17 protein-coding genes are annotated in these 22,566 nt (G+C 64.4%); 8 read left to right on the forward strand and 9 right to left on the reverse strand.

Annotated elements, in window-relative coordinates:
- Nucleotides 1-127: 127 nt before the first annotated feature.
- On the forward strand, nt 128-3,346 hold the full coding sequence (locus ACSYS9_RS00080) for a DUF6531 domain-containing protein (RefSeq protein WP_256201283.1): 3,219 nt from the start codon (nt 128-130) through the stop codon (nt 3,344-3,346).
- A 16-nt stretch (nt 3,347-3,362) separates the two neighbouring features.
- The gene (locus ACSYS9_RS00085; RefSeq protein WP_256201281.1) at nt 3,363-5,498 is read left to right on the forward strand and encodes an RHS repeat-associated core domain-containing protein; all 2,136 of its coding nucleotides are present in this window, start codon (nt 3,363-3,365) and stop codon (nt 5,496-5,498) included.
- A gap of 636 nt (nt 5,499-6,134) precedes the next feature.
- On the opposite strand, the gene ACSYS9_RS00090 is transcribed toward ACSYS9_RS00085, so the two are convergent.
- From ACSYS9_RS00090 to ACSYS9_RS00100, 3 genes are all read right to left on the reverse strand, one after another.
- The gene (locus tag ACSYS9_RS00090; protein WP_033833520.1) at nt 6,135-6,842 is read right to left on the reverse strand and encodes a 2OG-Fe(II) oxygenase; all 708 of its coding nucleotides are present in this window, start codon (nt 6,840-6,842) and stop codon (nt 6,135-6,137) included.
- 108 nt (nt 6,843-6,950) lie between these two features.
- Entirely contained in the window at nt 6,951-7,967 is a 1,017-nt protein-coding gene (locus tag ACSYS9_RS00095; protein WP_049402951.1) for a class 1 fructose-bisphosphatase, read from the reverse strand.
- A gap of 419 nt (nt 7,968-8,386) precedes the next feature.
- Entirely contained in the window at nt 8,387-9,589 is a 1,203-nt protein-coding gene (locus ACSYS9_RS00100; protein ID WP_071228662.1) for an amino acid aminotransferase, read from the reverse strand.
- 171 nt (nt 9,590-9,760) lie between these two features.
- Here ACSYS9_RS00100 and ACSYS9_RS00105 point away from each other — a divergent pair, with 171 nt between their 5' ends.
- Nucleotides 9,761-11,851: a TonB-dependent receptor family protein gene (locus ACSYS9_RS00105; protein WP_071228661.1), complete on the forward strand. Its 2,091-nt coding sequence runs from the start codon at nt 9,761-9,763 to the stop codon at nt 11,849-11,851.
- A gap of 229 nt (nt 11,852-12,080) precedes the next feature.
- On the opposite strand, the gene ACSYS9_RS00110 is transcribed toward ACSYS9_RS00105, so the two are convergent.
- Nucleotides 12,081-12,425: a hypothetical protein gene (locus tag ACSYS9_RS00110; protein ID WP_071228660.1), complete on the reverse strand. Its 345-nt coding sequence runs from the start codon at nt 12,423-12,425 to the stop codon at nt 12,081-12,083.
- A gap of 147 nt (nt 12,426-12,572) precedes the next feature.
- On the opposite strand from ACSYS9_RS00110, the gene ACSYS9_RS00115 reads away from it, so the two are divergent.
- The 3 genes from ACSYS9_RS00115 (at nt 12,573) to ligD (ending at nt 16,531) form a co-directional block, all read left to right on the forward strand.
- Nucleotides 12,573-12,971: a hypothetical protein gene (locus tag ACSYS9_RS00115; RefSeq protein WP_071228659.1), complete on the forward strand. Its 399-nt coding sequence runs from the start codon at nt 12,573-12,575 to the stop codon at nt 12,969-12,971.
- Nucleotides 12,972-13,135: 164 nt separating this feature from the next.
- Nucleotides 13,136-14,041 carry a non-homologous end joining protein Ku gene (ku, locus tag ACSYS9_RS00120; RefSeq protein ID WP_071228658.1) on the forward strand — a complete coding sequence of 302 codons (906 nt, stop codon included), beginning with the start codon at nt 13,136-13,138 and terminating at the stop codon, nt 14,039-14,041.
- A gap of 3 nt (nt 14,042-14,044) precedes the next feature.
- Nucleotides 14,045-16,531 (forward strand): DNA ligase D, encoded by a 2,487-nt coding sequence (gene ligD, locus ACSYS9_RS00125; RefSeq protein ID WP_071228657.1) that lies wholly within the window; start codon nt 14,045-14,047, stop codon nt 16,529-16,531.
- Nucleotides 16,532-16,602: 71 nt separating this feature from the next.
- Here ligD and ACSYS9_RS00130 read toward each other — a convergent pair whose 3' ends face one another.
- From ACSYS9_RS00130 to ACSYS9_RS00145, 4 genes are all read right to left on the reverse strand, one after another.
- Nucleotides 16,603-16,995, reverse strand: coding sequence for a hypothetical protein (locus ACSYS9_RS00130; RefSeq protein WP_071228656.1), 393 nt, complete (start codon nt 16,993-16,995; stop codon nt 16,603-16,605).
- A gap of 166 nt (nt 16,996-17,161) precedes the next feature.
- Nucleotides 17,162-18,190: an alcohol dehydrogenase AdhP gene (gene adhP, locus ACSYS9_RS00135; RefSeq protein ID WP_440568714.1), complete on the reverse strand. Its 1,029-nt coding sequence runs from the start codon at nt 18,188-18,190 to the stop codon at nt 17,162-17,164.
- Between the two features lie 95 nt (nt 18,191-18,285).
- Entirely contained in the window at nt 18,286-18,924 is a 639-nt protein-coding gene (eda, locus tag ACSYS9_RS00140) for a bifunctional 4-hydroxy-2-oxoglutarate aldolase/2-dehydro-3-deoxy-phosphogluconate aldolase (RefSeq protein WP_071228654.1), read from the reverse strand.
- A gap of 116 nt (nt 18,925-19,040) precedes the next feature.
- Nucleotides 19,041-19,631, reverse strand: coding sequence for a cysteine dioxygenase family protein (locus ACSYS9_RS00145; RefSeq protein ID WP_049399007.1), 591 nt, complete (start codon nt 19,629-19,631; stop codon nt 19,041-19,043).
- Nucleotides 19,632-19,870: 239 nt separating this feature from the next.
- Here ACSYS9_RS00145 and ACSYS9_RS00150 point away from each other — a divergent pair, with 239 nt between their 5' ends.
- Nucleotides 19,871-20,926 carry a LacI family DNA-binding transcriptional regulator gene (locus tag ACSYS9_RS00150; RefSeq protein ID WP_032129266.1) on the forward strand — a complete coding sequence of 352 codons (1,056 nt, stop codon included), beginning with the start codon at nt 19,871-19,873 and terminating at the stop codon, nt 20,924-20,926.
- A gap of 105 nt (nt 20,927-21,031) precedes the next feature.
- On the opposite strand, the gene phhA is transcribed toward ACSYS9_RS00150, so the two are convergent.
- Nucleotides 21,032-21,925 carry a phenylalanine 4-monooxygenase gene (phhA, locus tag ACSYS9_RS00155; protein ID WP_071228653.1) on the reverse strand — a complete coding sequence of 298 codons (894 nt, stop codon included), beginning with the start codon at nt 21,923-21,925 and terminating at the stop codon, nt 21,032-21,034.
- Between the two features lie 125 nt (nt 21,926-22,050).
- Here phhA and ACSYS9_RS00160 point away from each other — a divergent pair, with 125 nt between their 5' ends.
- Nucleotides 22,051-22,533, forward strand: coding sequence for an Lrp/AsnC family transcriptional regulator (locus ACSYS9_RS00160; protein WP_004153377.1), 483 nt, complete (start codon nt 22,051-22,053; stop codon nt 22,531-22,533).
- The last annotated feature ends 33 nt before the right edge of the window (nt 22,534-22,566 follow it).

A 22,566-nucleotide genomic window follows, 5' to 3' on the forward strand; every position in this document is an offset into this window, starting at 1 on the left:
ATGGGCAATGCATGAAAAAGAACACCCATGTCATTGCACCATCCCTTCGCGCCGTCATACACTCGTCACAAACATGAATTCCCGATGACTGAATGAGTCGGTCTCGGATGAGGAGCTAGGCAAACGCATGACGCACGTTGCAACACGGAACACCCTGCAGTCCCGTCTTCTTCTTCTGCCGCTGCTTTCCCTGCCGATGACATTGGCAACCGCGGCGAACACCCTCGAAACCGTTCAAGTCACCGCCACGCTCCCTGTTGGAGGTGGCGGTGCAGGCGGTTTTGGATTTGGCGGCGGCAGTGGTGTCCACCTGTCCGAGTCACAGATGGACAATGGCGGTGGCGGCGGTGCAATTCCGACCGAAACGGCGAAGGAACAGCCGACCGATGACAAGGAGAAGGACTGTAATGGCCGCAAGGGCAATCCTGTCGTGCTCTACAGCGGCAACAAGGTCGAGCCGGAACTCGATTTCGCCAGCCAGGGCGAAATGGGCCTGTTCCTGCAGCGCAACTACAATCATTACTGGAGCGCGACCGGTCTGTTCGGCAATCACTGGCTGAGCAACTTCGACTATTCGCTCGCGTTCACCGATGCAAACCAGCTGGCGTGGGTACAACGGCCCGACGGTCGCCGCATCAAGTATCTCAAGGATCCAGCCAGCGGCCGCTGGTACGAGGACAAGGCCCAGCCCATCGCGTATCTCGCCGCGAACGGAGACGGCACGTTCACGCTTCGAAACGAAAACAACGGGACGGAAATCTACAACGCCGAGGGCTACATCACCCGGCTCAGCAATGAGCAAGGTGTGAGCTGGACGTTCTCCTATACCGATCGCTACCTGCAGAAGGTCACCCACTCCTCGGGACGCAGTATCAGCTTTGGCTGGACCAATGGACAGGTCTCCCAGGTGACCGACCCGGCCGGCAACATCTATCGCTACACCTATACCCCCAATGTGTTCGGGAACGGACGTGGGCGGCTCGCCAGCACGACGCTGCCTGGCACACCTGCAACGAAGATCAGTTACCACTACGAAGATGCCCGCTTCCCGGGTGCCCTGACTGGCAAGTCTTTTAATGACGTGCGCTATTCCACGTTTGCGTACGACGCGGAGCGCCGCGCCATCAGCACAGAGCACAACGGTGGCATTGAGCGGTTCCGCTTCAGCTACGCCGTACGCAGCACCGAACCGGTGCTTCCGCCCCCCGCTCCGACTCGACCCGGCGGTATCCGTGCCGATGAAGAGCGTGGATGGTGCGAACAGCGCACCGGAGGCTCACGGATCTGCTATCAACCGCGCTCGCTGCCTGTTGACTCGCTGCCGATGGAGAGCGCTCTCGGTATGACGGCCGCCGCTGCGCCGAGCCTTACGCGGCCCGTCGATATTGATGTCACTGTGATCAACCCTCTTGGTCGTAGCACCACTTACACGTTCAAGGACGGAAAGATGGTATCGACCAAGGGTGATCCGTCGCCGAACTGCCCTGCCAGCTACAAGGAGCAGAGTTATGACGCCAACGGATATCCGGATCTGGTCCATGATTTCCAGGACAATCTGACCAACTTCGACTACAGCGCACAGGGCTACCTGCTGAAGCGGGTGGAAGCGGTCGGGAGCTCGGCCGAACGTACAACGTTGCAGGAGTGGGATACCACCCGCAACCGACTCCTCAAGACAACGGTGGTGGGTGATCTTGAAGTTGCCTACTCCTATGACGATCGCGGAAACGTGGCCAGCGCAACCGAGCGCAATCTGACGGCACGTGGAGTGCCCAGCCAGACGCGAGTGACCCGAAGCACGTATACCTATCACCCCAACGGATTGAAGGCCTCCATCAAAGTCGATGGACCGCTTGCGCAGGACGACGTCACCTCCGTATTCAACAGTCAGGGCGATCTGACCAGTGTCACCAACGCGCTTGGTCACACGATCAGCTATTCCAACTACAACGGACTTGGGCTGCCGGGGCGCATCGTCAACGCGAACGGTGGTGTGCGAGAGCTGACGTACGACGGCCGCGGCCGCGTTCTATTCGACAGAACCAGTTCGGGAACCGGCTGGGCGACGACCGCCTTTGGCTACACCGCTGCAGGTGACATCGCCTCGCTTACCCAGCCTGATGGCGTAACAGTCCGCTACGGCTACGATGCAGGGCGCCGCCTGACACAGGAAGTCCGTTCGATGGGGGACGGCAAGTGGGCGTGGACCCGTCATAGCTACAACAACGCCTCCAATCGCACGCGCACCGAGGTTTCACAAACCGACTATCCGCTGGATTCGGTGGTGAGCGGCGTGATTGACGAAATCACCCATGATGCGCAGTGGAACTGGTTCGTACGTGGCTGGGCCTGCTCCACCGGCTCGGCTGGGTCAATCCAGGTGGACGGTTACGCCGATGGCAACGTCTATCTGGGTAGCACTCAGGCAAACCTTGCCAGCGAGCCAGGTGTTGCTGCGGCTTGCAAAGCATCAGGTAGTGCCTATAGGTATCAGTTGCCGATATCGCTAGCCCAGAGGCAACAGTTGGGCGGTCGCAAATTCTCCGTCTACGGCCAATCTCCGCAGGGCCGCGGCCAGGATCGACCGCTCGCGAACTCAGGGGTGTTTGCGATTCCAACTGCAAACATCGTTGGTGACATCGGCGGCGTGACCCAGGACGGCAACTGGAACTTCTTCATTGAAGGCTGGGCCTGCTCAGCTGGCGTGGACGCCTCGATCGACGTACACGTCTATGCCGGTGGCGCAGCTGGTGGCGGTACATTCGTCGCTTCGAGCCGCGCCAACTTGGCCACCGACGGAAACGTTGCCAACGCGTGTCAGGCACGCGGAAGTGCCTATTGGTTCAAGATTCCTCTTGACGGCAACGTACGATCGAATCACGGAGGCAAAGCACTATACGTGCACGGTATCTCGCCTGTTGGCGGTCCGAACCTGACCATCAATCGCTCAGGTGCTTTTACCGTACCTGCTGTGGTGCGTAGCGCCGAGCTGGTTTCCGCATCAACCTCGGCGCCTCATATCTTCAATGGCCAGTCATCCAGCGTGACATTCCAGTTCCGGAACACTGGCAATGTCATCTGGAATCCAAGCGATACCTATATGGTCCTGAGGACGTTGCGGACCAGCGAGGCCATCGGGCTTTCGTCTCCGGTCGCACCAGGCGCTGTAGCCACATTCACCGTGATCGTCTCGCCCGTGAACACCGGCAGTGGTGTTGCGCAATTCGGGTATATGGGCCAGTTGGCATCTGGGCCCACCTCTTGGGGGCCGCAGGCACAGGTGACGGTAAGGGCGGAAAACGACAAGGGTAGCTGCAACCCGAAATTCTGCGAAGAGCCACGCTAAGGAAGGCCCAAAAGACATGTCCGCAATTGCCTTGGCCATGATGGGGCTAAATACCATCGTCTCTTCCGTGAACTATCAGTACGACGAGTTGGGGCGTGTGATATCCGAGAGCACTGAGCAGGGAAGAAGCATAAGGTACGTCTACGACGCAGAGGGGAGAGTCACCCAGGTGACCGATTCGCAGAATCGCGTCACCCGTATGAGTTACGATCCGCGTGGACGCCTGATCAAATCAATCGACGCCGCCGGGGGCACGACCCAGATTGCCTACGATCTGGCAGATCGCCCGATCCGTGTGAGCGATCCCCGCAATCTCGTTACCACCTACGAATTCGATGGTTTCGGCCAGCTTTGGAAACAGGTGAGTCCGGACACGGGAACGACACAGCACCAGTACGATGCTGCAGGTCTGCGGACATCGACGGCGCGGGCCGATGGCAGCGTCGTCTCCTTCGGCTACGACGGTCTGGGACGAATGACTTCTGCGAGCGCAGAAGGCCGAACAATGGGTTACAGCTACGATTGGTGCGGCAATGGTAAAGGCCAACTGTGCGGCACTTCAGGGCCCGGAACCGCCACCCATTTTGCCTATACACCGAACGGTCAGCTGCAGATACGCCGCGACTTCACCGATCTGTCTGGTCAGAAGACGGACTACAGCACCACCTATGGATACGACGGCATCAATCGCCTGAGCCAGATCACCTATCCCAACGGTGACAAGGCGACCTACACATATGGCTCCCAAGGAAAACCAAGTGCGTTGATGGCGACGGTCGACGGGACTCAGTGCTCAATCATTTCCCAGGCAAACTGGAAGGTCACGGGAGCGCATGAGTGGCTGGCCTACGGCAACGGGCTTGCCCGGGGCTACAACCACGATCAGGAGGGGCGGCTGACCGCAATGTCGGTCTGGGGACCCAATGGCAGCAAGGTCAGCTATTGGGACTATCAGTACAGCGGCGATGGCGAAATCACCGCCATTGTCGACGCTGTCGACCCGAACATGACCCAGTTGATCGGCTACGACGCGTTGAGTCGTATGACCAAGCTGACCCGCTTCGGTGTCATCAACAATCTTTCCTACGATGCCGGCGGCAATCACGACCGCTACCAGGCAGGAAATCAGCTGACCCAATACAGCATCGACCCGGGGAGCAACCGGGTGCTGAACTACACCAACCAGGACGGCAGCCGTCAGTACCAGTACGACGCATTGGGAAACCGCATCAGCGAGACCGCAGGCAGCCGGATCAGCACTTACGAGTATGACGCCTTCAATCGCATGAGCCGCAGCAACATCGGTGGCATTGCGACTGACTACGTGCTCAATGCGCAGGGGCAGCGCGTTGCAAAGATCAACCAGACCACCAACAGCCGCTACTTCTACGCCGGCCAGAACCAGCTCATGACTGAGCTGAACAACGGGGTGTGGACCAACTACTTCTGGTTTGAAGGTGAACTGGTTGGGCTTGCTCGCAGCGGGCAGCACAATTACGTGCATACCGATCATTTGGGACGCCCGGAGTTCGTCACCAGCCCAAGCCAGCAGACCGTCTGGAAGGCGTACAACTACGCCTACGGACGTAGCGTCCAGAAGGATGAGATTGGCGGGTTGAACATTGGCTTCCCGGGCCAGTACTACGACGCGGAAAGCGGACTCTGGTACAACGGCTTCCGCGACTATGACGCGAGCATTGGCCGGTATGTGCAGAGTGATCCGATTGGCTTGGCGGGGGGATTGAATACCTACGCGTACGTCTCAGGGAATCCAATAAACTTCATTGATCCACTAGGTTTGACTCAGGAGGACATTGATCGCCTATACGCACTCGCGAAGGCAACGGAAACGGATCTTGATTTCCCTGCACGTGACCCATTTGTAAGGGATATGGGAAATGTGGCCGGGCAGTACAATCACGTAACCAGAAGGCTCTACTTAGACAAGCAGTATCTTGAGGTCCTTTCTGATGCTCAGAAGAGAGAGCTATATGACACCATCGTCCATGAAGTTCTCCATCGCAATAGAGGCGTGCTCTCGGGAAATGGAGATAAGTACACTGGGCGCCACAAGGAAATCTACGATGAGGCCGCGCGGAGAACGAGCCGAAATGCTACCAAGATCAAGCTTGCTACAGAAAGCTGTGAATAATTTTCTAACGTTGACAGCCTGTGCATTTCTGTTTTCCATTCCCAGCGGCGACGCAGCTGCAGCAAAGAGTGTTCGATTCTTCGTCGATAAGGCGGCGATGAATGCTCAGGACTGTTTGCGGGTCGATAGTCGGCGTCTTCTTTTCGATTGCCATCAGATCGTCCCTGGCGACCGCAAGGTGTTCGGAATCAGAACATTCTATTCCTCGTGGAGGAGCGATAGATCGAGTTTCATGAAGCTCACTGTCGAGTTGCCAGACGGGCTAAAGTCTGGCGATTCCTACAAAATAGCGGATGGCATAGCCAAGGCATTCCGTAGCACCGGGCCCAGTGCGTTCGCGGGCAAGAATGGATGCTATGGCGCTGCATCGTCAGGAACGATTACGATTGTATCGTCTAGTCCGGGCCGCGTTGATATTCAGGTCGACGCTCTCTTCGATCAGAAGAGCCCGTTGGAATGGCGGGGAGAGTGTGACATTCCTGCTCGTGTTTCTGAGAGATTTAGAACAACGGAACTGGACATTGGGCAACTGGATGCCTGGACGGGAAAAGCTGACCCGGACGCCTCACCGTTTGATCAGGCCCACCCAGTGAGAGGGAAGTAGCGGTCTGTTGTTACATGTGCTGCTGCACCGCATTACCCCCCAAATAACTTCTGCGCACTCTGGAACAGGATCCAACTCGTCGCGATGAACTTGTCCCCACCCTGTGGCCGATTGCCACGATGGGTATGCGTAAACGCCGTCGGCGCAATCAGCAGGCTGCCGGTGCGTGGTGCGATCTTCCGCCCCTGGAACAGGAACTCGGTTTCGCCCTCTTCGAATTCGTCGTTGAGGTACAGCGTCCACAACACATGCCGGTGCAGGGTCTCGGCCTGCGCATCCTTGGGGTACAGCTCGCAGTGCCAGTACGGATAACCGCCCTCGCCCGCCGCATACCACTGCAGGTTGATGGCGCCCGGGCGCAGGCAGGTGCGGGCCAGGTCGGCCAGCTGCTGCTGCGGCATGTCAGGGAAGTCCTCGGCAGACAGGCGTCGCGGTTGGCCCTTGCTGTCCTGGATCTGCAACATCAGCGGCGCGATCAACGCCTGTGGATAACGGCGTAGATAAGTCAGCAGGCCGTTGAACACCGCGTGCTGCAGCTGATGGTCCACATCCTGCCAGCCATCAAGGCCGCTGATGCGCAGATCCTTGCTGTGCTTGAGTTCCGGGAACACGCCACTGCCCACGGCACCGGGCTGCAGGCCACGCGCCGCCCGCATGCGCTCGACGATCGCCGCGCAGACCTCGCTGGGGACCGCGTTGTGGATGACCTCGATGAAATCGACCGGGCCCTGCTCGTGCATGCGTGCATTCCTTAGGCGGCAACGGCTTGATGGTGCCGTTTGCCGCCCTCGGTGTCACCCCACGGTCATGTCATCGATCTGCCATGACCGTCGTCAGGCAACCGCCAATCAGCCCTGCGCGTCGTCGTGCGCGTGGTGGTAGCGCACGGCTTCGGCCACTTCCTCGCGCGAACCCAGGAACACCGGCACGCGCTGGTGCAGCTGGTCGGGCTGGATGTCGAGGATGCGCTCGCGGCCGGTCCAGGCGGCGCCGCCGGCCTGTTCGACCAGCAGGCCCATCGGGTTGGCCTCGTACATCAGGCGCAGCTTGCCGGCCTTGGACGGATCCTTCTTGTCCCACGGGTAGATGAAGATGCCGCCGCGGGTCAGGATGCGGTGCACGTCGGCGACCATGCTGGCGATCCAGCGCATGTTGAAGTTCTTGCCGCGCGTGCCTTCCTTGCCCGCCAGCAGATCACCGACATAGGCCTGCATCGGTGCTTCCCAGTGGCGCTGGTTGGACATGTTGATCGCGAACTCCTGGGTCGCCGCCGGAATCTGCATGTTCTCGGTGGTCAGCACGAACTCGCCCTTCTCACGGTCCAGGGTGAAGGCGTGGGTGCCATGGCCGACGGTCAGCACCAGCTGGGTGCTGGGCCCGTAGATGCAGTAGCCGGCGGCGATCTGCTTGCTGCCCGGCTGCAGGAAGGCGTCGTCGCCCGGCAGTTCGACATTGGTCGGGCAGCGCAGCACCGAGAAGATGGTGCCGACGGAGACGTTGACGTCGATGTTGGAGCTGCCGTCGAGGGGATCGAACAGCAGCAGGAAATCACCGCGCGGGTAGATGTCCGGCACCGGCTGGCTGTGGTCCATTTCCTCCGAGGCGCAGGCGGCGAGGTGGCCGCCCCAGGCGTTGGCTTCGAGCAGGATCTCGTTGCTGATCACATCCAGCTTCTTCTGCGCTTCCCCCTGCACGTTGCCGGTACCGGCGTCGCCGAGCACGCCACCGAGGGCGCCCTTGCTGACGGCGATGGAGATGCTGGTGCAGGCGCGGGCGACGACCGCGATCAGCTGGCGCAGGTCGGCATTGATGCGGCCGGCGTGCTGTTCCTGGATCAGGAAGCGGGTCAACGAAGTACGGGACATGGTCGGGCAGGTCTCGGCAGCGGGAAAACGCCTATTGTCGCCCGTATGGCGGGGCCGTGCGTGAGCGCGGGAAGGCGTAATCGTTTCCAGATGCGTTGCGCTGTCGGCGCACTCCTTCATGGAGGCGCAGGGCGAGGCACACCGTGACCAGGACACGCCGTAAACCCCCCTCCGGGGTCCGGCCCAGCCGCTGGCGGCAGGCCGTTCGGGCGCTTGCGAAGCAGTGCTTCGCAGGCAAAGCGCCCTCACCCATGGGGGCTCGATCGGCGCATCCATGCGCCTCACGGTCCTGGCCACGGTGTTCCTCGCCCTGCGCTTCAGGGTTCGCCGCGAGTGCGGAGAGTGTGGCAAAGGCAAAGCAGGAGCAAAAACAAAGGCGCCCTTCGGCGCCTTTGTTCTCAAACCAGTGCAGTGTTGCTTCAGCCCTTGGCAACGGTGGCCACGGCCTTGGCGACGTATTCCAGGTTGTTCTGGTTCAGCGCGGCCACGCAGATGCGGCCGGTGCCGACGGCGTAGATGCCGAACTCGTCGCGCAGACGCTCGACCTGCTCGCGGCTCAGGCCGGAGTAGGAGAACATGCCGGCCTGTTCGTTGATGAAGCCGAACTGCGGGGCACCGGCAGCGGCCAGCTTCTCCACCAGGCCCTGGCGCAGGGCGTGGATGCGCTCGCGCATCTCGGTCAGCTCCTGCTCCCACATCGCGCGCAGTTCCGGGTTGGTCAGCACGCCGGCCACCAGCGCGGCACCGTGGGTGGACGGGCTGGAGTAGATGGTGCGGATCACGCGCTTGACCTGCGACTGCACGGCCTTGGCGTCAGCGGCGGTCGGCGCCACCATCGACAGCGCACCCACGCGTTCGCCGTACAGCGAGAATGACTTGGAGTACGAGTTGGCGACGATGAAGCTGTCGATGCCAGCTTCGGCGATGATGCGCACGGCGGCGCCGTCCTGCTCGATGCCCTTGTCGAAGCCCTGGTAGGCCATGTCGATGAAGGGGAACAGTTGCTTGTCCTTCAGCAGCTGGGCGACCTGCTTCCACTGGGTGACCGTGAGGTCGGCACCGGTGGGGTTGTGGCAGCAGGCGTGCAGCAGCACCACGGTGCCGGCGTCCAGCTTGCCCAGGTCGGCCAGCATGCCGTCGAAATCGACGCCATGGGTGGCCGGGTCGAAGTAGGTGTAATCCAGCACGTCGAAACCGGCGGCGCTGAACACCGCACGGTGGTTTTCCCAGCTCGGGTTGCTCAGCGCAACGGTGGCGTGCGGCAGCAGCTTCTTCAGCACATCGGCGCCGACACGCAGCGCACCGCTGCCACCGACGGTCTGTGCGGTGGTGACGCGGCCGGCGGCCAGCAGCGGCGAGTCCTTGCCGAACACCAGCTCGCGCGTGGCCTGCGTGTACGCCGGCAGGCCATCGATCGGCAGGTAGCCGCGCGGTTTGGCCTCGTTGGCGAGCTGCTGCTCGATCTGCTTGACGGCGCGCAGCAGCGGAATGCGGCCGCTCTCGTCGTAGTAGATGCCCACACCCAGGTTGACCTTGGTCGGGCGGCTGTCGGCGTTGTACGCCTCGGTCAGGCCCAGGATCGGGTCGCCTGGGACCAGTTCCACGTTTGCAAAGAAGGACACGGCGGTACTCGTTCGGTAGACGGAAAGGGGGAGGAATTGCGCCACGCGGTCTGCGGCTTTTCGGCCGGAAACAGCCCATCGTAACAAAGCCTGCCGGGGCTGGCCGCCGCCATCGTCATCCGCAGCCCCGTACCATGGCGTGCGTTGCCGCCCGATCCATCAACCTGAATCATGAATCCCGCCGCACGACGCCACTGCCTGCCGTTGTCCGCCCTGCTGCTGTCGCCACTGGCGGCCATGGCCGAGCCTGCGCCCACCGCCCTGCCTGCCGTGCAGGTGCAGGCGGCGCGGGTGCCGGGTATCGACCCGTTCGCGCTGCCGGCCAGCCTGGACACCGTCTGGATCGACGCCAGCCGCGCGGGCACCGGAGCGCAGCTGTCCGAGGCGTTGGCCGGCGTACCGGGACTACTGGCACGCGACCGGCAGAACTTCGCTCAGGATACGCAGCTGTCGATCCGTGGCTTCGGTGCGCGCTCGACCTTCGGTGTGCGCGGGGTGCGGGCGTTGATCGACGGGGTGCCGGCGACCATGCCCGATGGCCAGGGCCAGCTGTCGCATGCCAGCCTGTTGGGCGCCGAACGCATCGAGGTGCTGCGCGGGCCGTTCTCGGCGCTGTACGGCAATTCCTCCGGCGGCGTGCTGCAGGTCTGGAGCGCGCAGGGCCAGGCCGGCGACCCGTGGCGGCTGCGCGTGAACGCCGGCGCCGACAACACGCTCAGTGTCGGCGCGCAACTGAAGGGTGCCGGCCAAGCGCTGGACTACAACATCGCCGCCAATCACTTCCGCACCGATGGCTGGCGGGACCATAGCCGCGCGCGCCGTGAATCGCTCAACGCACGTATTGGTGGTGATCTGGGCGGTGGACGGCTCGAGCTGCTGCTCAACGCGCTCGATGCCCCCGATGCGCAGGATCCGCTGGGCCTGAGCCGTTCCCAGGTGGCGGCCGATCCGCGCCAGGCCACGGCAGTGGCGCACCAGTACAACACCCGCAAATCGGTGCGCCAGCAGCAGGCTGGGTTGCGTTGGACCCGGGAAACCGACACCCAGCGCTGGCAGCTGATGGGCTATGCCGGGCAGCGTGAGGTCACCCAATACCTGCCGATTCCGCCGACCGCACAGGCCAACCCGTTGCATGCGGGCGGCGTGATCGATCTGGACGCGGGCTATGGCGGACTGGACGCGCGCTGGGGCTGGTATGGCGACCTCGCCGGCCGACCGTTGGACCTGGTGGCCGGGCTCAGTGCGGACCGCCAGCGCCAGCACCGCACCGGCTACGAGAACTTCATCGGCAGCACCGTGGGCGTGCGCGGGCGCCTGCGTCGTGACCAGATCGACGTCGTGCAGAACGTGGACCAGTTCGCCCAGGCCTGGTGGCAGTGGAGCCCGCGCTGGTCGCTGCTGGCCGGGCTGCGCCACAGCGCCGTGCGATTCGAATCGAATGACCGCTACATCACCGGGCGCAATCCGGACGACAGCGGCCACCGTCGCTATCAGGCAACCACGCCGGTGGCAGGTGTCAGCTTCGAGGCCAGCCCGCAGTGGCGGCTGCACGCCGCCGTGGGCCGGGGCTTCGAGACGCCTACCTTCAATGAGCTGGGGTATCGCGCCGACGGCCAGGCGGGATTGGCACTGGATCTGGCGGCCGCGCGCAGCCGCAATCTGGAGATAGGCAGCAAATGGCACGCACAGGACGGAACCCAGCTTGATATCAGCCTGTTCCGCGCAGATACCGACGATGAGTTGGCAGTTGCGAGCAACTCTGGTGGGCGCAGCACCTATCGCAACATCGGCCGCACCCGCCGCCAGGGTGTGGAACTGCAGTACCGACAGCCGCTGGCCGAGCAGCTGGAACTGCAGCTGGCATGGACATGGCTGCAGGCGCAGGTGCGCTCGCCGTACCTGACCTCGAACAGCGTGGTCGCCGCGGGCAGCCGCCTGCCCGGTGTGCCGCGCCAGCAGGCCTTCGCCAGGCTGCAGTGGACCCCCGCCGACTGGCAGTGGGCGCTGGAGGCCTCCGCCAGCAGCGATACCTTGGTCAACGACGTGGCCACCGAGCGTGCGCCCGGCTTTGCCCTGCTGCATCTGGAAGCCGGCCGTCGCTGGACCCTGCCGGGTGGCGAGCTGCGCGCCTTCGCCCGGCTGGAGAACGTGCTGGACCAGGCCTACATCGGCTCGGTGATCGTCAACGATGGCAACGGGCGCTTCTACGAGCCGGGACCGGGACGGCGGGCCAACATCGGCCTGCAATGGTCGTGGCGTTGAAGGGGTAGTGCCGGCCGCTGGCCGGCATCGCGCCGTGCAGGACGTCAGGAGGTTGCCGGCCAGCGGCCGGCACTACTGGTCAGTCGGGGGGCCCTGGCCAGAATCGCGCTGTGCAGGACGTCAGGAGGTTGCCGGCCAGCGGCCGGCACTACCGGTCAGTCGGGGGCCCTGGCCGGCATCGCGCGGTGCAGGACGTCAGGAGGTTGCCTGCCAGCGGCCGGCGCTACCGTCAGTCGGGGGCCTTGGCCGGCACGAACGGCGAGGTCGGGTCGCTGGCCGGGAACGTCTCCTCCAGCGCCTCGTCCTGGTTGTCGCTGGCGCGCTGCTTGCGTTCGCGCCGCTTGAGCGGGCTTTCCTGGCCGCCGCGATGGCGGTCACCGCCGTCCTTGCGGTCCTGGGCTGCCTGTTCAGCCTCGTGCTTCACCGGCAGATGCTCTCCGGCGTGCCCGGCATCGAAGAACGGCGCGCCGGTGCCGCGGTAGTCGGCATTGTCGGCATCATGTTTGCCGCGCTGCTCGCCGGGAATGGGCGGATGGTTCGCGCGCAGCGGATCGCGGGAGGTCTCTCGGCTCATGGTCTGGCTACCTGCGCTCGGGGGTTCCCACTACACCGCGCCACAGGTAAAGCCACCGCGAACCTGGCGTCATGAACATCTCGCTCACCCCCCGGTAACGGCACCGCGCGTATTCCTGCCCACCCGCCCCCGCTGCAGGAGCCGGCCATGCCCCGTCTTGAACGACCCGCACCGTCCGTGTTCAACGCCCTGCTCGATCCGCTCGGCCAGCGCACCGCGCAGCGCCGCACGCGTCGCCATGAGGATCCGCAGGCGGTGGCCCAGGACTACCTGCAATACATGCTCACTGACTACGAGGAACGTCGCGGGCAAAGCCATCGCAACTGGCGAGATCTGTGCCCGGTCTATGCCTTCGCGCTGACCACCCACGCTGCCGACTGGCCGCGCGGTGACGCCGCCGATACCTGCGAGGAACTGGCCGAGCACTGGGAACAGATGCGCGGGCAGTCGCGGCTGGGCTGGTCACAGGCGCGGCCGGTGGTGGAAGACGCCTGGCGTGCGCTGGACCATATTCCGGCGGCGGCAGTGAGGCCGTTGCTGCAGTAGTGCCGGCCGCTGGCCGGCAACCCCAGGAAACTTCAGTCCGCGAGCCTCAGCCGGCCAGCGGCCGGCACTACCGCTTTCCGTAGAACCCACGTGCACGGCACGGACACGGCTGGTTTACGCCCTCCGGCCCACGCTGGGCACCCTGCCCCGCCAAAGGTGCGCCCATGGCCCGCCCGATCTGGACCGGCACGTTGTCGTTTGGCCTGCTCAACGTGCCGGTGTCACTGATGTCCGGCGAACGCAAGGTCGATCTGCAGTTCCGCATGCTCGACTCCCGCGATCGCAAGCCGATCCGTTTCGAACGGGTCAACGCCGACACCGGTGAGGAAGTGCCCTGGAAGGACATCGTCAAAGCCTATGAGTACGACAAGGGCAGTTATGTCGTGCTGGAGGAAGGTGATATCCGTTCGGCGGCGCCGGAAAGCCACGAAGCGGTGGAGGTGGAATCGTTCGTGGATGCGGCGCAGATCGACCCACGCTACTACGAGAAACCGTATCTGCTGGTGCCCGGCAAGAAGGCCGAAAAGGGCTACGTGCTGCTGCGCGAGACCTTGCGCAGCACCGGCAAGGTGGGCATCGCACGGGTGGTGGTGCGCACGCGCGAATACCTGTGCGCGGTGATGCCGCATGAGGACGCGCTGGTGCTGATGATCCTGCGCTATCCGCAGGAACTGGTGGATCCCGAGGACTACAAGCTGCCCACCGGAAAACTCTCCGACTACCGCATCACCAGCAAGGAAACGGCAATGGCCGAGCAGCTGATCGAGTCGATGGCCGGTGACTGGGATCCATCGCACTACCACGATGAATTCCGCGAGCGCCTGCAGCAGGTACTGAACAAGCGCATCAAGTCCAAGGGCGGCACCACCCGGGTGGAAGATGAACCCGCACCACGCGAGGACGCCAGTACCAATGTGGTCGACTTCATGGCGCTGCTGCAGAAGAGCCTGGATGCGAACAAGCGAACGCCAGCGAAGAAGGCCGCAACGCGCAAAGCAGCCGCCAAGTCGCCAGTGAAGAAGGCCGCCAAAAAGGCCGTAAAGAAGACCACGCGGCGCAAGGCAGGTTGAACCATGTCGCTGCACCAGTACCGGCGCAAGCGCAGACTGGGTGGTGGCGCCGGGCAGACGCCGGAGCCTGACGACACGCCCGCACGCGGCGATCCGAAGCGGCGGCCGACCTTCGTCATCCAGCTGCATCACGCAAGCTCGCGTCACTATGACTTCCGCCTGGAAATGGACGGCGTACTGAAGAGCTGGGCCGTGCCCAAGGGGCCTTCGCTGCGCGTCGGTGAGAAGCGGCTGGCCGTGGAGGTGGAAGATCACCCGTTGTCCTACGCCGGTTTCGAAGGAGACATTCCTGAAGGCCACTATGGCGCTGGCCACGTGGATGTCTTCGATCACGGCACCTGGGCCTGTGAAGGCGATCCACTGCAGGCGCTGGCGGCTGGAAAGATCGACTTCGTGCTGCACGGGCAACGCCTGGCCGGTGGCTGGAAGCTGGTGCGTACGGCAATGAAAGGGCGTCAGGTGCAGTGGCTGCTGATCAAGCGCGACGACGGCGAAGCGCGCGACGCGGAGGCGGATGACCTGCTGACGGCACCCACGCCGAAACGAGCATCTGCGGCGAAGAAGCGTTCCACAGCGAAGGCGGCGCGTGCTGCACCCGTCGCACGCACGACCACGCGCAAGGCCGATGCGCGTTGGCATGCACGCGCGCTGCAACTGCACGGCGCACGTGATACGCCCTATCCCCTTGGGTTCAAACCGCAGTTGACCGATCATCGCGACAGTGCCCCCGACGGCGAGGGCTGGCTGCATGAGATCAAGTGGGACGGCTATCGTCTGCTGGCCGATCTGCACGATGGCGAGGTGAAACTCCGCTCGCGCAACGGCCTGGACTGGACGGTCGATTTTCCCGAGGTGGTACAGGCTGTGCAGGCGCTACCGGTGCGCGATGCGCGCCTGGATGGCGAGCTGGTGGTGCTGGACAAGGAAGGACGCAGCGATTTCGCAGCACTGCAGCGCGTGATCGATGGAAGCTCGAAGCAACCGTTGCGTTACATCGTGTTCGATCTTCCGGGTGTGGCCGGCGTGGACATCAGTCGTGCGCCGTTGCTGGAACGCAAGGCGCTGCTGAAGGATCTCATCGGGCCGGCGCCCGGCACACTGGCCTTCAGCGAACACGTGGTCGACCATGGGCCGCAGGTGTTCGATGCCAGCGGCGAGGCCGGCTTCGAAGGCATCGTCAGCAAGCAGGTGGATGCGCCGTACGTAAACACCCGCGCGCGCAGCTGGGTGAAGGTGAAGCACGAAGACACCGACGAGTTCGTGATCGTCGGCTATACGGCACCCAAGGGTTCCCGGGTGGGATTCGGCTCGCTGCTTCTGGCCACGCCGGACAAGGCCGGGCTGCGCTATGTGGGCCGCGTGGGCACCGGCTTCGACGACGAGCGCCTGCGCGCGCTGCTCAAGGCACTGCAGCCTTTGGCAGTGAAGACGCCGGTGCTGCAGCTGCCGGCGCATGTGCCGTTCCGCGCCGCCAGCGTACGCTGGGTGAAACCGGTGACGGTGGCGGAGGTGGCGTTCCGCGGCTGGGGCAAGGAAGGCCTGCTGCGCCAGGCCAGTTTCAAGCGGTTGCGCAGCGACAAGCAGAAGGAGGACCTGGGAATGAGCAGCGCAGATGCCGAAGCCGGAGGTGAGGTCCAGATCACCCATCCTGAGCGGGCGGTGTTTCCAAAGCAGAAACTGAGCAAGGGCGACGTGGCCGACTACTACCAGCGCATGGCGCGCTGGATCCTGCCCGAAATCGCCGGACGTCCGCTGTCATTGCTGCGCTGTCCGGATGGCGTCGGCAAGGCCTGCTTCTTCCAGAAGCATCATGGCCCCGGCCTGGGCGATGCGGTACATGCGGTGCCCCTCCTGCAGAAGAGCGGCCGCGAGGATTACGTCTACATCGACGATGCGCGGGGCCTGCTGCAACTGGTGCAGATGAACACGCTGGAGCTGCATCCCTGGGGTGCGACCGTGGCCGACCCGGAGCATCCGGACCGACTGGTGTTCGATCTCGACCCTGGTGACGGCGCCAGCTGGGCACAGGTGAAAGCCGGTGCGCGCGACGTGCGTGACCGCCTGCAGCAGGTGGGTCTGGAGAGCTTCGTACGCCTGTCTGGCGGCAAGGGCGTGCACGTGGTGGTGCCACTGCAGCCCAAGGCTGGCTGGGACGAAGCCAAGGCATTCTGCGAGGCGTTCGCACAGGCGATGGCGGAGCAGGCGCCGGACCGCTACGTGGCGACGATGAGCAAGGCCAAGCGCAATGGCGTCATCTTCATCGACTGGCTGCGCAACACCCGAGGCGCCACCAGCGTGTGCTCGTGGTCGCTGCGTGCACGCGATTCTGGCGGCGTGGCGGTGCCGCTGCGCTGGGAAGAACTGGCGCGGGTGAGCGCGGCCGACGCGTTTCCGATGGCCAAGGCGCTGGCGCGTGCCAAGCGGCTGAAGGGTGACCCATGGCAGGGCATCGCGCGATTGAAGCAGACGCTGCCGTCGCTGAAGCGGTAGTGCCGGCCGCTGGCCGGCACCTGTAGCATGGGCGAGGTTGCCGGCCAGCGGCCGGCACTACCTGGATGCGCTCAGCGCGGATCGCGCGACGCGCGGCGACCGAACCACCAGCCGGCCAGCAGCTGCAACGGCAGCGATGCCAGCAGCGAAATGACGAACCAGAGTGGGAAATCCGCGCCGGCGCTCCACATCGCGTAACCGCATCCGAGTGCGATCAACGACCAGATCGAGAACCCATGCGAACGCGGCCAGCACGGTGCGTAGTAGGTGGCGAAGGAAATGCCAGCGACGCCGCCGAGCACGCTGAAGGCCAGGTCCCACCCCAGCTGCACGCTGTTGTTGTCCGGCGACATGCCCACCAGCGGGGGCAGCCAGCTGGCGACGCTGCTGACCAGCGCAAGCGACAGCACGCCGCCGATCAGGGCGACGAGGGACAGGAACAGGGTCTTGAGCAGGTCGGGCATGCGCGCATTGTACGGCTGCCACAGAGTGCCCGGGTTGCCGGCCAGCGGCCGGCACTACCGAACCGACTGGGGTTTGCTGGCCAACGGCCGGCACCACCGGGGGATAGGCATGGCCGCCGCGTCCGTGGGAGAGGGGGACGGAGCGACGGCGGCCATGCACAGGCGGTCAGGCGGCGAAGTCGAGCACCACGCGGCCTTCGATCGTGCCCGCATGCATGCGCGCGAACACGTCGTTGATGTTTTCCAGGCGGTCGGTGCTGACCGTGGCCGCGACCTTGCCTTCGGCGGCGAACTGCAGCGACTCCTGCAGGTCCAGCCGGGTGCCGACGATCGAGCCACGCACGGTGATGCCGTTGAGCACCATGCCGAAGATGTCCAGCGGGAAATTGCCGGGTGGCAGGCCATTGAGCGAGACGGTGCCGCCACGGCGGACCATGCCCAGTGCCTGCTCGAACGCCTTCGGCGAAACCGCGGTGACCAGGGCACCGTGCGCGCCACCGATTTCCTTCTTCAGGAAGGCGGCGGGGCCGGTGGTGAGCGCGTTGACGGTGATCTGCGCGCCGAGCTGCCGGGCCAATGCCAGCTTGTTGTCGTCCACATCCACCGCAGCCACGTTCAGGCCCATCGCGCGGGCGTACTGCACCGCCATGTGGCCCAGACCGCCGATGCCGGAGATGGCGACCCAGTCCCCGGGATTGGTGTCGGTCACCTTCAGGCCCTTGTAGACGGTCACGCCGGCGCACAGCACCGGCGCGATCTCGACGAAGCCCACGTCCTTCGGAAGCAGGCCGACATAGTTGGCATCGGCCAGTGCGTACTCGGCAAAGCCGCCGTTGACCGAGTAGCCGGTGTTGCGCTGTGTCTCGCACAGCGTTTCCCAGCCACCCAGGCAGTGTTCGCAATGGCCACAGGCCGAGTACAACCAGGGGATGCCGACCCTGTCGCCTTCCTTGACGTGCCCTACCCCGCCTCCCACGGCCACGATGTGCCCCACGCCCTCGTGACCGGGGATGAACGGCGGGTTCGGTTTCACCGGCCAGTCGCCCTCGGCGGCGTGCAGGTCGGTGTGGCAGACGCCACAGGCCTCGATCTTGACCAGTACTTCGCCCGCCCCCGGGCGCGGTACCTGGACTTCCTCGATCACCAGTGGCTTGCCGAACTCACGCACCACGGCGGCCTTCATGGTCGAATTCATGTTCGGATCTCCGTAGTGCGCTTGCCCACAGAATGACGCCGGCTCGAGGCCGGCGCTTTGATCACGATCAAACCTTTGACGATTCGTGCAGCGGTTCAGCCGGCCAGTACCGAGGCCTCGCGGGCCAGACGCTCGATCGCATCCCAGTCGCGGGTCTGCAGCAGCGCCGGCGTGGTCAGCCACGAGCCGCCCACGCACAGCACGTTGGGCAGGTGCAGGAACTGCGGCGCGGTCTGCGCGCTGATGCCGCCGGTCGGGCAGAAGCGCACATCGGCGAACGGGCCGTGCCAGGCCGCCAGCAACGCAGCGCCACCGGCCTGCACCGCCGGGAAGAACTTGAAGGTGTCGTGGCCGTGCTCCAGGCCCAGGATCAGGTCGGAGGCAGTGGCGGCACCAGGCAGGTACGGCAGGTCGGCATCACGCGCGGCGGCATACAGCGTCGGCGTGGCACCGGGGGACACCGCGAAACGCGCACCGGCCTCCTTCGCTGCCTGCATCTGCGCGGCGTTGAGCACGGTGCCGGCACCGATTACCGCATCGGGCACGGCCTCGACCATCGCCTTGATCGCATCCAGCGCCTGCGGCGTGCGCAGCGTCACTTCGATCACCGGCAGGCCGCCGCGGAACAGCGCCTGGGCCACTTCGACCGCTTCATTCACATCTTCGGGGGTGTACACCGGAATCACCGGTGCCAGCTTCAACAGCGCGCGCAGGCGCGGATCAGCGCTGGACATCGTCTTGCTCCTTGCCCGACCGGGCATCGCGGATCGCCGCCGGGTCCGGCAGCGCAGCGGCGCATGATGCCACGTGGCTCACGACGGTGCTGGTGGTGCCCCGCCCTGCCCCCGGCTCAGGCCGGGTCGGCCTGCAATGCCTGGATGCGGCGTTGGTACCAGTCACCACCGAGTGGATCGAACACCGCCGAGCGCTCCATCTGCGCCTCGTACACGTGAACCGAGATCGCCAGCGCTTCGTTGCTGGCGTTGCGCAGGGTGTGGTACTCGTGCGGCGGAATCAGGCTGCCGGCACTGCCGCAGCCCCCGCGCAGCACGGCGTGGCGGCGGAAGCGGCAGCGCTCACCGTTGCGCTCCAGCAGTTCATAGCGGGTGATCTCCAGCTCGCCTGACCACACTCCCTCCACACACCACATGGCATCGTGGTCGTGCAGCGGCGTGCCCTGCCCTGGGCCCCAGCTCATGGCAATCACGCTGTAGCCGTGTTCGCGGCTGTGGTACAGCGGGCGTCGCGCGTAATGATCACTGACCGGACGGTGTACGCACTCGGGCAATTCGATGCGGCTGTCCGCGATGGCTTCCTGCAGCGCCAGCTGCAGGTCGGCGGTGATGCGCTCGGCATCACCGGAGGTCATCGCTGCGTCGACCGCAGCGATCAACCTGTCGCGGCCACGGAACACCGGAAACGGAGAAGTCTGCAGGTCCATGCCCCGACTGTAGCGGAGCGTGGTTAAGGGAATGTTGGCGTTCGCGCGCGTCGCGCCCGCATTCAAGGTGAACACGCGCGGAAGAACGGTTCAGATGGACATCAAGTAGAGCGATCACAATGGAACCTCGCGCAGCAGAAGCGGTCGAACACGACGCGATCCATCTTCGCTGCGACATTCCGCAACTTCGCGCCCCACGGGCGCAAGGCTAGAATTCTCCGACTTACCTGGTTCTATACATGTCAGTGCGAATTATTAGCGATGCCGCGTTGCCGGCATCGAAGGGCAAGGCTGCCACGATCAACGACATCGCACGACTGTCGGGAGTTTCCAAGAAAACGGTTTCAAGAATCATCAACAACTCGCCGCTGGTGCGCAAAGACACCCGCGACAAAGTCGAGGCGTTGATGCGCGAGGTCGGTTACGTGCCCGACCCCCTGGCGCGCGGCCTCGCGTTCCGCCGCTCCTTCCTGATCGGCCTGGTGTATGACGACCCGGGCGCCCAATGCATCGTCGACCTGCAGCACGGCGCGCTGGAAGCGCTGCGCGGCACCGGCTATGAACTGGTCGTGCATCCCTGCGACAGCCTGGCTCCGGACTGTGCGTACGGCGTGCGGCGCTTCGTGCAGCAGCAGAAGCTGCATGGCGTGATCCTGGGCCCGCGTGCCTCCGAGTCAGCTGCGTTGACGGAGATGCTCGACGGCATTGAATGCCGCTACGTCCGCATCAACGCGCATGTGTCGGATGACGAGGCACAGGCCGTGGTCACCCATGATCGCGACGGTGCAGCCGCGGCAGCGGGCTACCTGCTCTCGCTCGGCCACCGCGATATCGCGGTGATTGCCGGTCCGGGTGACCGCCGTACCGCACGCGAGCGCACCCATGGCTTCCTCGACCGGCTGGCGCAGGTGGGCCTGACCCTGCCGGGTGAACGCGTGCTGGAAGCGGGCGATACGTTCGAGTCGGGCGTGCATGCCGCCGAACGGCTGCTGATGGGCGGACAACGGCCCAGTGCGATCTTTGCCGGCAACGACGAAATGGCTGCCGGCGTGTATCAGGTGGCGTTGCGTGCGGGCATCGCGGTGCCGCAGCAGTTGTCGATCGTCAGCTACGACGACAGCCCACTGGCGTCGCGGCTGTGGCCGCCGCTGACCTCGGTGCGCCGCCATGTGTCCGACATCGGGCGCATGGCGGCGGCGATGCTGGTGCAGGCCGACGTGCCGGATGCGCCGACCGCAACCAGCGTGCACCCGCAGCTGATGGTGCGCGGTTCCTGCCGGGCCGTGGACGCCTGATCGCCCTGCCCTCGCCTGCACTGCCGTGACGGTGCAGGCAGGCAGCAACGAAAACGGCGCATCCAGGTGCGCCGTTTTCAGTACGAAGCGGTGTGTGCCGTTCGCCTACACGTCGCCGCCGTCGGCCCAGCCTTCGCCGGTGCCCTTCTGGAACACGCGGTCATCGCGCTGCACATCGCCCGCCGGCAGATGCGCCTGATCAGACAGCGCCGCGTAGATCGGGGTGAAGTCCGGCGAGGTCGCCTGCATCAGCTGTTCGAAACTGTCGATGACGAAGTAGGTCTTCTGGAAGGTATCGATGCGGTACTTGGTACGCATGATCCGCTGCAGGTCGAAACCGATGCGGTTGGGCGCGGCCGATTCCAGCGAGTACAGCGATTCGCCCTTCGACGACACGATGCCGGCGCCGTAGATGCGCAGGCCGTCGGGCGTATCGATCAGGCCGAACTCCACCGTGTACCAGTACAGGCGGGTCAGGTTCTGCAGTGCATCCGGGCCGATCGCGTGGGCTTTGACGCCGCCACGGCCGTACGCCTCCATGTAGTCGGCGAACACCGGGTTCATCAGCAGCGGCACATGGCCGAACAGATCGTGGAACAGGTCCGGTTCGGCGATGTAATCGATCTGGTCCGGGCGACGGATCCACCAGGTCACCGGGAAACGACGGTTGGCCAGGTGGTCGAAGAAATCCAGTTCCGGCAGCAGGCCTTCCACACCCACCAGCGTCCAGCCGGTGGCGGCGCCGAGCACTTCATTGAGTTGATCGAAGCGCGGAATCATGTGCGCGCTCATGCCCATCTCGTCCTGCGCATCCAGGAATTCCTGGCAGGCACGGCCGACCAGCAGCTCGCGCTGGCGCTGGTACAGCGTGCTCCAGGTGGCGTGGTCGTCGGCGCTGTAGGTGTCCCATGGCTGCTCGACGAGCGCGGTGGTATACACCGGCACGTAGCCCTTGTCGGTCTGCTGGTGTTCGACGCGGCGGGGCTGGGCGAGGTCCATGGGGCACTCCGGGATGAGATACCCACGATGCTAGGGCAGGGCGCGCGCAACAGGGTTGCAAAAGTTGCGTCGATTGGCCTTGTTGGCGCAATATCCTTGCGTACTCACCATGTTGCGGGGCAACAATGGCCGGAGAAGTCCAGTTCGATCGCACGGATATACGTCTGCTGGCTGAAATCCAGCGGGATGGGCGCGCCACCAACGCCGAGCTGGCGACACGGGTGAACCTCTCGCCCTCGGCCTGCCTGCGTCGCCTGCAGCGGTTGGAAAGCGAGGGCGTGATCGTCGGCTATGGCGCGCGGCTGGAACCGCGCCAGCTGCGCCTGGGCCTTCAGGCCTTCGTGCGCGTGCAGCTGGAAAAGCACGACCAGGCCGCCATCGGCCACTTCGTCGACAGCGTGCAGGGCTGGGATGAAGTGGTGGCCTGCCATGCACTGACCGGCGACATGGACTACCTGCTGCACGTGTACGTGCGCGACCTGGAGCACTTCTCGCACTTCCTGCTGGACCGGCTGCTCAATGCCGGCGGCGTGGCCGATGCCAATTCCAGCTTCGTGCTGCGCACGGTGAAGGGCTTCCAGGCATTGCCGCTTTCGCAGCTGGAATAAACGCGCCGCTGCGATTTGACGGCGCCGGGCGGG

Origin of the sequence: Stenotrophomonas sp. STK17_22, assembly GCF_051983905.1 — a bacterium.
Lineage (GTDB): Bacteria > Pseudomonadota > Gammaproteobacteria > Xanthomonadales > Xanthomonadaceae > Stenotrophomonas > Stenotrophomonas maltophilia_A.

Coding starts and splice junctions, on each gene's coding strand:
- ACSYS9_RS00080 (WP_256201283.1), top strand. CDS start 128: ATGACGCACGTTGCAACACGGAACACCCTGCAGTCCCGTCTTCTTCTT.
- ACSYS9_RS00095 (WP_049402951.1), bottom strand. CDS start 7,967: ATGTCCCGTACTTCGTTGACCCGCTTCCTGATCCAGGAACAGCACGCC.
- adhP (WP_440568714.1), bottom strand. CDS start 18,190: ATGAATTCGACCATGAAGGCCGCCGTGGTGCGTGAGTTCGGCAAGCCA.
- ACSYS9_RS00105 (WP_071228661.1), top strand. CDS start 9,761: ATGAATCCCGCCGCACGACGCCACTGCCTGCCGTTGTCCGCCCTGCTG.
- eda (WP_071228654.1), bottom strand. CDS start 18,924: ATGTCCAGCGCTGATCCGCGCCTGCGCGCGCTGTTGAAGCTGGCACCG.
- ligD (WP_071228657.1), top strand. CDS start 14,045: ATGTCGCTGCACCAGTACCGGCGCAAGCGCAGACTGGGTGGTGGCGCC.
- ACSYS9_RS00110 (WP_071228660.1), bottom strand. CDS start 12,425: ATGAGCCGAGAGACCTCCCGCGATCCGCTGCGCGCGAACCATCCGCCC.
- ACSYS9_RS00115 (WP_071228659.1), top strand. CDS start 12,573: ATGCCCCGTCTTGAACGACCCGCACCGTCCGTGTTCAACGCCCTGCTC.
- ku (WP_071228658.1), top strand. CDS start 13,136: ATGGCCCGCCCGATCTGGACCGGCACGTTGTCGTTTGGCCTGCTCAAC.
- ACSYS9_RS00150 (WP_032129266.1), top strand. CDS start 19,871: ATGTCAGTGCGAATTATTAGCGATGCCGCGTTGCCGGCATCGAAGGGC.
- phhA (WP_071228653.1), bottom strand. CDS start 21,925: ATGGACCTCGCCCAGCCCCGCCGCGTCGAACACCAGCAGACCGACAAG.
- ACSYS9_RS00090 (WP_033833520.1), bottom strand. CDS start 6,842: ATGCACGAGCAGGGCCCGGTCGATTTCATCGAGGTCATCCACAACGCG.
- ACSYS9_RS00160 (WP_004153377.1), top strand. CDS start 22,051: ATGGCCGGAGAAGTCCAGTTCGATCGCACGGATATACGTCTGCTGGCT.
- ACSYS9_RS00085 (WP_256201281.1), top strand. CDS start 3,363: ATGTCCGCAATTGCCTTGGCCATGATGGGGCTAAATACCATCGTCTCT.
- ACSYS9_RS00130 (WP_071228656.1), bottom strand. CDS start 16,995: ATGCCCGACCTGCTCAAGACCCTGTTCCTGTCCCTCGTCGCCCTGATC.
- ACSYS9_RS00145 (WP_049399007.1), bottom strand. CDS start 19,631: ATGGACCTGCAGACTTCTCCGTTTCCGGTGTTCCGTGGCCGCGACAGG.